This window comes from Pararhizobium sp. P1_E7, assembly GCF_056405855.1.
Map to the genome: position 1 here is coordinate 1 of NZ_JBFUBH010000077.1, position 12,217 is coordinate 12,217.

Consider the following 12,217-nt stretch of genomic DNA (forward strand, 5'->3'; position numbering starts at 1 on the left):
CCAGACGCGGCTCCGCGTCGCCGATGAAATAATCCAGCTCTGCCAGCGTATAGGCGGTGTTGAGCGGCAGGTAGACCGCGCCGCTTCGAAGGCAGGCGAGATAGAGGATCAATGCCTCGGCACTTTTCTCGACTTGCACCGCAACCCGGTCACCGGGGCGAACGCCGAGCGTGTCCATCGCGCTGGCAATGCGGCCGGAAAGTGCGAGCGCGTCATTGTATGTCCATGTGCGGGTGCTATCGTTCCGGATGAACGGTGCGTCACCGGGCGCGGCGGCCCGCATGGCGTCGAAAAGATGGTTGCTCACTTTCGCCCTCCTCCAAGCGTTGAGTTCATTATTTGTATGAATGGCCGGGACCCTTGTTGGCCATTGCCGCGGTGGCGGCCTTCATCGTTCTGGTTGAGAAAGCTCCTGACCTCCGTCGAGGCGATCACTTCGCCGCGTTGTGCCAGGGCCTCGTGATTGGCGATGATGTCGTCAAGCTTGTAGAGATAGTTGACCATCAGGCCATGCGCTTGCTGCATCGCCTTGGCCGAGCGGTCGCCGAGAAAATTCAGTCTTTCAAGCCGAGCGCCGTTGCCGAGATGGAAGCGGGCGACCGGATCGACCGGGCGACCCTCCGGGGTCCGTTCAATGAGGAAATAGCGCGCTGCAAGAGGCAGCAACGCACGCTCCACTTCAGTTGCCGTGCCAACGTTGTCAGCCCAGTTCGGATCGTCCAGCCGCATCAGCGTTTCGCGGGCCGCTTCAGACAGCAGGCTGTCGGGGGCGGAAGACCGAGCCTTGGCCAGCCAGCGGGCAAAGCCCGGAACGGGCGAAAGCGTGACGAAATTCCTCAGGCCGGGCAAATCCCTGCGCAGGTCATCCACGACCTGCTTAATCAGGAAATTGCCGAACGAGATGCCCCGCAGGCCGTCCTGGCAGTTGGAAATCGAGTAGAAGACGGCCGTGGTCGCCTCGTCGGGACTGATCTGCTCCCTGCCCTCGTCAAGGACATCGGCGATCGCGCTCGGCACAGATCGTGTCAGCGCCACCTCGACGAACACAAGCGGCTCGTCGGCCAAGCGCGGGTGGAAGAATGCAAAGCATCGACGGTCGGCCGGGGCTAGGCGAAGGCGCAATTCTTCCCAGCCGGCGATCTCGTGCACGGCCTCGTATTTGATGATCTTTTCAAGAATGTAAGCTGGCGTCGACCAGTCGATGGGGCGCAGCGTTAGGAAGCCACGATTGAACCAGGAGCCGAACAGATGCGTGAAGTCGGCGTCAAGCGCGTGATATTCTGTGGATTGGTCCTTGGAAGCAAGAAGCTGCTCACGCATCCGGACAAGCTTGGCGGTGCCGTTCGGCGCGTGATTCAAACGGCGCAGGAGCTCCTGTCGGCGCGGCTCCGCGGCCTGATGCAGCGCAATGACCGCGGCGGAGCTCTTGTCGGTGCGATAGTGTTCGATGGTCTGTTCGAGCCTGGCCGTATCGGGTCCGAATTTTTTATGGAGCATGCTGAGGAAGGCCTGCGCGCCCACGCTTTCGAGCGCGCCCCAGCGATCCAGTATCTCTGCCGCAAGGGCCATGCCCGAGGCTTCGCCGCGACTTGAGAGGAGCATTTCGCAAAGCTCCTGCAAGTCCACCTCGGCCACTACCTGCGGGGCGCGCGAGCCGGAAAACAGAAGCTGTCGCCCGCGATCCGTGATGCTCTGCAGCATATCGGTGAAGAAAGAAGCCTCGGACATACTATTCTCCCCTCTTCTGACGACGACCGGGTTTCGTGGCCGAACTACACCGCTTCCCATCGGCGGGCTTCATCGCTAGTATGTAGAATGTCACGCTTCGTACACGAGGTCAACTATCGTGTATACAAGAATTAACTTTGTGTATTTTGAAAGCGAACCGAATGTCCGAAAATGTCGGCCGATGGCTCCGGGACGAGATTGAAAATTCCATTCTTTCCAACGAGTTCCACCCCGGTGAACGGCTCGATGAAACGGTTTTGGCAACGCGTTTCGGGGTCTCCCGAACGCCGGTGCGCGAGGCCCTAATGCAGCTCAATGCAATCGGGCTCATCGAAATCCGGCCGCGCCGAGGTGCCGTGGTCATCGATCCAGGACCGCATCGGGTCTATGAGATGTTCGAGGTGATGGCCGAACTCGAGGGCCTTGCCGGATCGCTCGCCGCACGCCGGCTGGACAAGGCATCCCGCGAGGCGATCACCGCCACGCATAACCGCTGCGAGCAATCGGCCGGCGCCGGCGACAGCGACGCCTACTATTACCACAACGAGGAATTCCATAAGGCGATCTACGCCGCGAGCCGAAGCGAATTTCTCGAGGAGCAATGCGCGCAGCTGCACCGGCGCCTGCGCCCCTACCGCCGCCTGCAGCTGCGCGTCCGCAACCGCCTGTCGACGTCCTTCTCGGAACATTGCGGCATCGTCGAGGCAATCTTTGACGGAGACGGAGAGGAAGCCCGCCGGTTGCTGCGGGCGCATGTCGGCATTCAGGGCGAGAGGTTTAGCGATCTGGTCGCAAGCATGGCGGCCAGATGACGCATATTGGGTCAATGAGCAGTCGCTTATGGAGATTCGGCTGATGCCCTTCATCGACAGAAGGTCGGCCACTGGGGGCGGCGGTGTCTCATCAGTGTCTCTCCCGGGAGCGCGATCGACGGGCGTCGAGTCATCGCTTTGGACGATATTGTCGTTGCAGTGAGGCAGGACGCCGCCGCGCCTGTCGTGGCGTCCTGAAAGAAGACTGGTCAGCAGGTCATGTCAGGCGGCCACCAGGCTTTTCAGTTTTGGAGCCGGCGCTGCCAGCGCTTCCGGATTGGGACGAACGCCGACGGCGATCATCATTTCAGCCAAGCGGATATCACGCGCGATCGCATTGCCGGGGCCGATGCCGTTGGCGGCGATCAAACGGCCCGTTTCATCGAGATGGAAGAGTATGAAAGCGCCATCTGCGACCTCCCGGCGCACCGTCAATGCCGCGCTATCGGCCATTCCGGTAATCTGCAGCTACTGATCGGACCAGAACCACGGTACGGACGACATCGCCTCCCCTTCGCCCATGAGATTGGCAGCGGCGAGGTTTCCCCTAATGCGGTTCCTGAGGGTCCGCGAACGGATCTGGAGTGGATTGTCCGCACAGCAATCGGGACTCACCCCCAGCGGCGCTCGTCGATGATCGTATTCGGTCTGTATATTCTTTGTATCTCCAGAGAATACAACGGAATTGACAGCACTGTTCTGTCGTGTAACTGTCCGCCGGTGCACAGCGTCTCCCTCTAGACCAGATCCGCGGCCTCACATGACGAACGGAAAGAATGGCCTTTATGAAGACCTCAAACGCCAGATCCTGACATTGGAACTGGATCCGGATGAGGACCTGGACGAAGCAAGCCTGAGCGAAAGATACGGCCTGTCCCGCACCCCGGTCAGAGAGATACTTCGTCGCCTGGAGGGTGAAGGTTTTGTCGACATCCGAGCAAACAGGGGCGCGCGGGTTACACCGATGGGCCATTCGAGGCTGAGACATTTTTTTCTTGTCGCGCCAATGATCTATGCAGCGGTCGGCAGGCTTGCCGTAAGGAACGTCAAACCGCGCCAACTGATGGATTTGAAAGACGCGCAGGACCGGTTTCGAAATGCGAGCCTCGCGGGCGACGCCCTCTCGATGGTCCTCTCGAACAACCGCTTTCACGAAATCATCGGCGAGATGTCCGCCGATGCCTATCTTCAACCAAGTCTCGGGAGGTTGCTGATCGATCATACTCGCATTGGCCACACGTTCTTCAGACCGCGTACGGATGATCAGCGAAACCGTGTCCAGACGGCGGTCGCACACCATGACAGCTTCATTGAAGCAATTGACGCACGTAATGAAGACGCTTTGGTTGATCTGGTCTTCAAACACTGGGAACTGTCTCGAGAAAATCTTGAACTTTTCATCGTTCCGGAGGGACTGAAGGCCGACTCGTTTGTCGATCAGACAATCGTTTGATGATTGGCGAAGTTGCCGCCTCACTAGCATTCTTGGCGCGGAGCGTATCACACGAAGGTAATTTCTCTCGTTGCTAGAGCATTTTCCCATCAGAATGCATCATAGCCCGCCGCTTGAAAGTAATTTCGGCATTCCTCCGGTTTGAACTGCTTGATGGCGTCCGCGATAGCTTGCCACAGATCGGGAATGGTCCTGGCTGCTGCGGCTCGCAATAGTGCTTTGAGTTTTGAGAAGGCCATTTCGATCGGATTGAAGTCTGGAGAGTACGGCGGCAAGTAAATGAGATTTGCTCCGGCAGCCTCGATTGCATCGTGAACGCCCGAGACCTTGTGAGCAGGCAGATTGTCCATGATCACGACGTCGCCGGGACACAGCTCGGGAACGAGCACCTGGCGCACATATGCGAGGAAGGCATCACCATTCATCGGTCCGTCCAGCACCATAGGTGCCGCCATACCGTTGATGCGCAAGCCCGCCGTGAAGGTGGTGGTCTTCCAATGTCCGTGCGGAACGGAGGCCCGGCAACGCTGGCCTTTCGGTGCCCGACCGTAGAGACGCGCCATTTTTGTCGAGGCTGAGGTCTCATCGATGAACACCAGGCGCTGCGGATCAAGGTCGAGCTGGCTGTCGAACCATTCCTCGCGCCTGCTCATTAGGGCCGGGCGATCCTGCTCGGCGGCGTGCGCCGTCTTTTTTTACGCGTGATCCCGTGTCGGTGGAAGAACCGCCAAAGCGTGCCAATCCCGGCCTGAACACCACTTTCTGCCAACCTGGTCTTGATTTCAGCAAGCGTGATGTCGGGTGTCGCCTCGTAGAGTGTGAGGATTGTGGTTGCGTGGGCATCGATCCGCTTGGAACGGCGATCGCCGCCTTGCTTGTCGGATTGAACGGTGCCGGTTGGCGGCAATCGCTGCGGGCATGTCCCGTCGGCAGGCGGCAGAGCGGTTTGGGGTGAGCGCCGCGAGCGCCGTTCGGTGGCAAAAGCAGTTCAGCGAGAGCTCTAGTTTTGAAGCAGCACCTTCCAGCTGCGTCAGCGCTATGGATTTTCTCACCTGCGCTGAAAGTCGGCGCGCTTCAAACTTCGATCTCGGCCGGTGACGTGGGCCGAACAACATGCCAAAACGTAACCCTCCTCGATTTCCTCGTCCGTGATCCCGCCGTTGTGCTCCATCACGACATCCCGGGACAGTTTCATTACCTTGCAGGTTCCACAGAGTCCCATCTCGCAGGTGTTCGCGTGACCTCGTTGTTCGACAATAAAACCGAGCTTCAGATTCTTCATCGACGGCGCAATAACGTTCAGTTCACCCCGGAAGATAATGTCGTCAGGGCTGCGTGCGCAGTGAAGAAACGCAACGTCCGTATCCGGAGCGACATCAGCCAACCAACTTAGCATCGACATCATCGGCGTGATCCCGGATCCAGCTGAAATGAAAAGAAGCCAGTTACGCTTAGCAAGCTCGAGCGTGAAATGCCCGGCAGGCCCAAGGACGTTCAACAGGCTCCCTGGCACCAAGTTTTCGAACATCCAGCGGGTGCCGACACTGGCAGGCTGGGCTTTCACCGTGACTGATATCGTCATCGGCCGAGAAGGTGCCGAGGAGATTGTATATGTCCTTAGAAGCGACCCTGATGGAGCGGGAAGATCAAGTGTCACGAACTGACCGGCCTTGTAGTTGAACRGGGCTGGCGTGTCGGGCTGGAACGTGAATGTCTTCACGTCCGGGGCTTCGTCAATTATGTTGACCACACGGAGGGCCTCCGCCCCTCCCCTCCAGATATTCCTTTGTAAAGCGGGCGTGATCGGGAGGTACGCATCCGCGGGGATAATGCGTGCTTCGGTCATGCACAACTGAGTATATTGCAGTGGCGCAACCACGCTGGCATCGGCCAGTTTGAAGGCCCAATTCACCAAAACGTGCGCCAGCATTCCGAGGGCCCCAAGCGTACACAGCGCGGGCACATCCCCAAGCTGAGGTGTCCCAGAAACAAGCCGACTACCGCCGATGCCGCAGTCTGCCAGAAGATCAACGTAATGCCTGGCGTGCTTTTGAGTGTCCGGCAGAAAGAAGCATGAAGCCCTAAGCCATGCTCCCGATGATCGGCGCCAAGGCGGGCAGTGTGAACATCGCGTCGGAGGGTTCAAGAGCAACGAGAACGCCCGCGAATCCGATTGCGATTGCGCTCCATCGACGCCACCCGACATGCTCTCGAAGAACTAAACGAGCGAATGCGGCCACATAAATCGGAGCAGCAAGAAAGTAGGTCATTACATCTGCAAGCGGAAGGTAAGGTGCCGCATAGTAGAAGGCAAAAGTTTCCACCATCGTAGAACGGCCCGCAAAACTAGCCACGGCCGGTCGACATCGAAAGGGCCTTTACGCCAATGCCGCGTAAGAGAGGCGACCACGCCGCAAAACAGCACGAGCTCACTGATCGAGTAGGACGACGTCAGCCATTTCCCCACCGTGTCGTTCGCGGTGAAGACCATCATTGCGGTCAGCATGATCGGGCCGCGGTCCCAGGCGAAATCGCGATGGAAGGCAAGGCACGGTAGGTTGTCAATTTCTGATCCTATTTGGAAATCGGGAAGGCGGCGTCGGCCGATCCCTGACGTCGACGATGGATCAGTGTGAACGGGATTTCGTCAGCCTTCACCCACGATGCCTTTGATGATGTCGTAGATATCGCAAGGCACGTCGACGACGTCAGGCAGCGGCTTGCCACCTCTATCGCTGCTAACGCCCGGGACATATACCCCATGTTCTTGCAACCGTTTCACATGGGCGTGCGCGCGTCCGATCAGGCGGTCGCCAAGTCCTGCGGGGATGATGGCGAACACCGTAAGCCCGACCGCCGGAGAACTGCTACCCGACTGAAAACTGGAGGCATCCATCGACCATGCGCCGCCCGAGAGCCCAGCTGACAGCATCTCCACCATGAGCGCCAGATTGGCTCCCTTGCGACCACCAAAGGGCAGCAACGCGCCAGCCAGCGCCGCAGAGGCATCCTGGGTCGTATTGCCGGACTCATCGACCGCCCAGCCCTCCGGTATCGGGCGTCCCTCTGCCGCTGCTGCGGCGACGTTTACAAAAGCGGTGGCGCTGGACGACTGATCGATGACCAGAGGCGGGATGCCCTGTCCCAGGGGGAAACCGAACGCTAGAGGATTTGTGCTGTAGACGGCCCGCCCGTGCGGACTCGGAGCCATCATCGCATGCGCGTTCGTGGCGGCTATTGAGACCACGCCATACTCGGCCAGCTGCCTTACATAGTAGCCTAGCTCACCAGTCGTGTAACTGTTCCGCTGGCTGAAGATGCCCATTCCGATCGTTTTGGCAGTCTCGACCAAATTGGCCAACTCAAGATCGAATCCTAGCTGTGCGATCCCACCGTCGGCATCGACGCTGATATGCGCGGGCATCGGTCTTTCCTGACGGAGCTTTGGATTGCGATTGATCCGACCTTCTTTGAAACCTTTTAAATAGTCCACAAGATGCGGAAATCCCAAAGCCGGCGGGCCATATATTGCCGCCGACATGGTCGCCTTGACGAGCGAGCGGGTAGAAGGCTCGTCAGCGCCGGAGGCCATGCATGCCCTCGTAACCAATTCTTCTGCCGCGGCCAGTTTAAGCGAAACGGTCTCTGACATTTAGATATCCAAACCCGCTTTTCTACCTTCGTAGAACGCGTAAGGCGCTTGGCGTGGAGCCGCGCAATCGCCTATCTGATAGGTGGTGATTCCCGATTCACGAAGGCTTGGCATAAGCCAATCAGCTGGCGAATTGGTTGTGGCTGTTACAAGCGTATCGGCCGCCACGAAACTGCTTTCGCCCGTGTTGTGATCCAGAAGCGTCGCGCCGTCGCCATGCCATTCTAGCACGCTGGATTCGGTAATCCAGTTCACTCCCAGCTTCCGCAGCGTCTGCCGAATAGGCCCATCGGCTGCGGTTCGCGTCAGTTCTTTTCCCACGAAAGCGTCAGGAGTTAGAATGGTCACCTGGTGGCCGTCTTCGGCCAACTTCCAGGCGGTGCCACAACCCCTCCAGCCCCCACCCTCGTCCAGAAGAAGAACGCGGTTGCCAGGTCTTGCCTGCTTGGCCATCACAGCCTCGATCGTGACGACGCCACCCTTTTCGATGCCTGTCATGGTGTGGCGTGCGGGAAGGGCTTTCTGAAATCCGGTTTCCGGCGAATAGGAACCCGTCGCCAGGACAACCACGTCAACCTTCGCCCTGTCGATCTCCTCCGCCTCGATATAGGATTTGAGCCGGACTTCGACGCCAAGACTATCCAGCTGCCGCTCGTACCACTGGATAAGATCCAGTATCTGCGCGCGGCGTGGCTGCATCCCCGCCAGCAGAAAATTGCCGCCTAGACGGTTGGAAGCTTCCGCCAAGATCACGCTATGTCCCCTCTCCGCAGCGACGCGTGCCGCTTCCAGCCCGGCGGGACCGCCACCGATCACGAGTACACGTTTTGGATTGTCCGATTTCTCAAACCTGTCCCCGTTCCACTCGAACTCGCGTCCGACTGACGGGTTGATAAGACAGCTTATCCAGTAGTCGCGCGAGCGTCTGCCCCAGCACATCTGATTGCAGGAGATGCACCCGCGTATGTCTTCAGCCCGATCCTCGCTTGCTTTTCGCGCAAGATGGGGGTCAGCAATCTGACCGCGGACGATGGAGACCAGATCGGCGGCCCCCTCCCCGAGCACCGTTTCGGCGTTCTCCGGCGTGCGGATATGGCTTTCAGCGATGACGACGGCGTTTTTCACGACCTTTTTCAGGGTCAAGGCAAGATCAGCTCCAAGCTTCTCCGGATAGAGAAAGGTTGGCATGATCTTATAGAAGTCGAGGTAGCCGCCCGAGCCACAGGTGACGTAGTCGATCAGACCGAGATCGTCATGTAGCTTGATCACCTCCGCCAGTTCGGACCGCTGCAGCGCAACCGAGTGATCCGGTTCGTCGCTCACAGCTAGACCGATGATGAAGTCGGGGCCGCAGGCTTCGCGTATGCGCGCAAGAATCTGTCGCGACATTCTGGTGCGGTTCTGAAGTGATCCACCCCATTGATCCTCGCGGCGGTTGCTCCATGGCGTCCAGAACTGGTCGACCATGCCGAGGTAGGCTGCCCACACTTCCACGCCGTCAAATCCAGCTTCTTTGCAAYGTCTGGCCGCCTGGACGAAGCCATCGATCGTCTCCCAGATCTCCTCTTCCGTCATGGGATGGGAACCGTCGCTATCGTGATAGCTCGGTAGTCCGGAAGGTGACCAATGCGGATGAAAAGAATTGTCGGAATCGCCATGTGCTCCGATATGGTAAAGCTGCTGAATGGCAACGGCGCCATGGCCCTTGATGGCTTCGACCACTTTCTTGAAGTGGGGAACGACTGAATCATCGGAGTGGCGAAAGTTGCCGCGGGTGAGAACGGCCGCCGCGTGCACTGGCATGGGCTCAATTACAATCATCCCGGCACCACCGCGTGCGCGCTCAGCGTAGTAGGCGATATGGCGCTCGGTGGGCAGACCCTCGACAGCCATGTTTGAAGTATGGGCACCGAAGACTATGCGGTTCCTTAGGGTCCGCGAGCGTATCTGGAGAGGTGCAAACAAACGGGGAAAATTCTTTGACATCCGCTCGAACCTTCGGTCGTTCTAAAATATTTGTTTCGTTCTCTTCGGAGGCGGGTTCTTCTGGAGACGCTGAAACGACAAATGCGGAATCGGCGCCCAGAAACCACGTCGTGAATGTCACGATCTGAAGTCCTTGATGAGGACGGTGAAAAAACCTCCACCGCCCTCTCTATCAGGCGAGTCCGCTAGTGTGACGACACGACGGCAGCAGCTAGGCGCTTGAGGTCCACGGTTCCAACCGCTTTTCCTGCCTCATCGGTGATGACGAYGTCGCTGGCGGTTCCATGGGCGAGAAGCTTCATTGCGTCTTCAATCGAGCTTCCCGATAACACGGTTGCGCCGTTGACGGAGTGGCTGGCCCCAACAGGGGTCATGACCGCGTCCACTTGGATCACCCGCCCGCGGTTCACTTCTTTGACGAAGTTGGCGATATACTCGTCCGCAGGCCGAAGGACGATGTCCTGGCTCGTGCCTTGCTGGATGACCTCGCCGTCGCGAAGGATGGCGATCTTATCACCAAGACGAAGTGCTTCGTCGAGATCATGGGTGATGAACACGATCGTCTTCTTGATCTCCTTCTGAAGATCAAGGAGAACGCTCTGCATGTCCATTCTGATCAAAGGATCAAGTGCCGAATACGCTTCGTCCATCAGAAGAACCGGAGCATCGTTTGCAAGCGCCCGAGCGAGACCGACGCGCTGCTGCATCCCGCCGGACAACTGGTTGGGATACTTCTTCTCGAAGCCTTTCAGCCCGACCCGCTCGAGCCATTGCATCGCGATCTCGGTGCTCTTCGCTCGATCGATCTTCTGGACGTCAAGGCCGTAAACGGTGTTTTCCAGAACGTTGCGGTGTGGCAGGAGCGCGAACTTCTGGAAGACCATGGCCGTCTGATGGCGGCGGAAATCCCTGAGTTCGGTTTCGTTCATCCTGACGACGTCGACGCCGTTGACGAGCACCTCGCCTGATGTGGGATCAATCAGCCTGTTGATGTGCCGGATCAGCGTTGACTTGCCTGATCCAGATAGGCCCATGATGACCTGGATGCTCCCGGACGGCATCTCGATGTTGATGTCTTTCAGGCCAAGGACTAATCCGAACCGTTCATTGAGCTCCGTTTTCGAAAGCCCGTTGCGCACCGCCTCAACGTGCAACGCGGCATTGGGACCGAAGATCTTGTAGAGGTTGCGTATCTTGATCCCGTCAAAGCGCTGATCAGCCATGGATGATCTCCCTGTGCTTCTGCAGCCGCTGTCCGTAGGACTGACTGACGCGGTCGAAAATGATGGCGATGCCGACGATCGCAAGACCGTTGAAAATACCGAGTGTGAAGTATTGGTTGGCGATTGCCTTCAGAACGGGCTGCCCGAGTCCTTGGACGCCGATCATCGATGCGATCACCACCATTGCCAGCGCCATCATGATGCACTGGTTTATTCCAGCCATGATCGTAGGAAGCGCGAGTGGCAACTGCACCCAGACGAGCTTCTGCCAGCTCGACGACCCGAACGCGTCCGCGGCCTCCAAAACGTCCTTGTCAACCAGGCGGATCCCGAGATTTGTGAGGCGGATCATCGGCGGGATGGCGTAAATCACGACGGCGATGAGACCTGGAACTTTGCCGATGCCAAGAAGCATGACGACCGGGATGAGATAGACGAAGCTCGGCATCGTTTGCATAATGTCCAGTACGGGATTGACGACGCGCTGCAAGCGATCTGAGCGGGACATCATGATTCCGACCGGGATGCCGATGGCGATCGACAAGATCGTGCAAACGAAGATCATCGAGATCGTCCGCATGGTGTCGTCCCACATGTCGAAATAACCGATGGCAAGAAGGCTGAAGAGACTGCCTGCCACGATTTTCAAGTTTCGGCTTGCAAACCAGGCGATGGCCAAGACGATCAACGTGATTATCGGCCAAGGCGTCTTCGTCATGAAACGCTCTGCGTAGATGAGAAATGTCTGCAACGGGGAGAAGAACCCCTCGATCGCATCACCGTAGGTTCGCGTGRATGCCCGAAAAGACTCATCAATGAACTTCTTCAGGTTCCTAAGCGCGTCGTCGTCCATATGCGGGAAGTTAAAAAACCAATCCATTTGTTCCCCATTTTTTGTTTGAGGCCGCACCAGGTCTTTTATTGTTTTGGCGGCGGAAGGCGGTGCGCATGCGCACCGCCCAAGCGTTCAGATCACAGGGCAGCCGCAATCTTTTCGGCTGCTTCAGGAGACACCCATTTGCTCCAGATGTCCTTGTTTTCTTCCAGGAAGTGCTTTGCACCGTCTTCGCCGCTCGCCTGATTGTCCGTCATCCACGCCATCAGCTTGTTGACAGTCTCATTGCTCCACGAGCGCTTCGCAAGATAGTCCATGACCTCCGGTCCGGCCTTTTCAGAAAAGGGCTTGGCAACGAGAGTAACGATCGTGTCGACGGGCCACGCGTTTGGTTTGGGATCGGAGCAGTCCGCCACAGTGTTGCAGCGTTTCCATTCCGCAGCGTCTGCAGGAACGCCGGCCTCCAGCTTCACCATTGGGTATTTGCCGAGCAAAGCGGTGGGTGCCCAGTAGTAACCTGCCCATGCT

General features: G+C 58.1%; 11 protein-coding genes and 3 pseudogenes. 3 read left to right on the plus strand and 11 right to left on the minus strand.

Annotation, left to right across the window (positions count from 1 at the left end; genetic code table 11):
• Together AC1D17_RS25455 and AC1D17_RS25460 are read right to left on the minus strand one after the other, a co-directional pair.
• The coding region (locus AC1D17_RS25455) for an AMP-binding protein (protein ID WP_477568070.1) at window positions 1–307 on the minus strand (307 nt) is incomplete at its 3' end.
• Entirely contained in the window at window positions 304–1,728 is a 1,425-nt protein-coding gene (locus AC1D17_RS25460) for a malonyl-CoA decarboxylase (protein WP_477568071.1), read from the minus strand. The genes AC1D17_RS25460 and AC1D17_RS25455, both read right to left, overlap by 4 nt.
• Before the next feature lie 161 nt (window positions 1,729–1,889).
• On the opposite strand from AC1D17_RS25460, the gene AC1D17_RS25465 reads away from it, so the two are divergent.
• Entirely contained in the window at window positions 1,890–2,540 is a 651-nt protein-coding gene (locus tag AC1D17_RS25465; protein ID WP_477568072.1) for a GntR family transcriptional regulator, read from the plus strand.
• A gap of 222 nt (window positions 2,541–2,762) precedes the next feature.
• Here the strand turns inward: AC1D17_RS25465 and AC1D17_RS25470 are convergent.
• Window positions 2,763–3,146 (minus strand): annotated as a pseudogene (locus tag AC1D17_RS25470) (oxidoreductase C-terminal domain-containing protein); the annotation flags it as partial.
• Window positions 3,147–3,300: 154 nt separating this feature from the next.
• Here AC1D17_RS25470 and AC1D17_RS25475 point away from each other — a divergent pair.
• Window positions 3,301–3,993: a GntR family transcriptional regulator gene (locus AC1D17_RS25475; protein ID WP_477568073.1), complete on the plus strand. Its 693-nt coding sequence runs from the start codon at window positions 3,301–3,303 to the stop codon at window positions 3,991–3,993.
• An 89-nt stretch (window positions 3,994–4,082) separates the two neighbouring features.
• On the opposite strand, the pseudogene AC1D17_RS25480 reads toward AC1D17_RS25475, so the two are convergent.
• Window positions 4,083–4,861 (minus strand): annotated as a pseudogene (locus AC1D17_RS25480) (IS630 family transposase); the annotation flags it as partial.
• A 50-nt stretch (window positions 4,862–4,911) separates the two neighbouring features.
• Here AC1D17_RS25480 and AC1D17_RS25485 point away from each other — a divergent pair.
• Window positions 4,912–4,989, plus strand: a pseudogene (locus tag AC1D17_RS25485) (hypothetical protein); the annotation flags it as partial.
• Window positions 4,990–5,041: 52 nt separating this feature from the next.
• On the opposite strand, the gene AC1D17_RS25490 reads toward AC1D17_RS25485, so the two are convergent.
• The 7 genes from AC1D17_RS25490 to AC1D17_RS25520 all read right to left on the minus strand — a co-directional run.
• Complete coding sequence (locus AC1D17_RS25490) at window positions 5,042–5,923, minus strand: flavin reductase family protein (protein ID WP_477568074.1); 882 nt, start codon at window positions 5,921–5,923, stop codon at window positions 5,042–5,044.
• Between the two features lie 151 nt (window positions 5,924–6,074).
• Entirely contained in the window at window positions 6,075–6,320 is a 246-nt protein-coding gene (locus AC1D17_RS25495) for an EamA family transporter (RefSeq protein ID WP_477568075.1), read from the minus strand.
• A 320-nt stretch (window positions 6,321–6,640) separates the two neighbouring features.
• Window positions 6,641–7,645, minus strand: a complete 1,005-nt coding sequence (locus tag AC1D17_RS25500) for an Ldh family oxidoreductase (protein ID WP_477568076.1) — start codon at window positions 7,643–7,645, stop codon at window positions 6,641–6,643.
• Window positions 7,646–9,631 carry an oxidoreductase gene (locus AC1D17_RS25505; RefSeq protein ID WP_477568077.1) on the minus strand — a complete coding sequence of 662 codons (1,986 nt, stop codon included), beginning with the start codon at window positions 9,629–9,631 and terminating at the stop codon, window positions 7,646–7,648.
• 185 nt (window positions 9,632–9,816) lie between these two features.
• Window positions 9,817–10,854, minus strand: a complete 1,038-nt coding sequence (locus AC1D17_RS25510) for a quaternary amine ABC transporter ATP-binding protein (RefSeq protein WP_477568078.1) — start codon at window positions 10,852–10,854, stop codon at window positions 9,817–9,819.
• Window positions 10,847–11,734: an ABC transporter permease gene (locus AC1D17_RS25515; RefSeq protein WP_477568079.1), complete on the minus strand. Its 888-nt coding sequence runs from the start codon at window positions 11,732–11,734 to the stop codon at window positions 10,847–10,849. Before AC1D17_RS25515 ends, AC1D17_RS25510 begins: the two co-directional genes overlap by 8 nt.
• A 92-nt stretch (window positions 11,735–11,826) precedes the next feature.
• On the minus strand, window positions 11,827–12,217 hold a 391-nt coding region (locus tag AC1D17_RS25520), incomplete at its 5' end, for a glycine betaine ABC transporter substrate-binding protein (protein ID WP_477568080.1).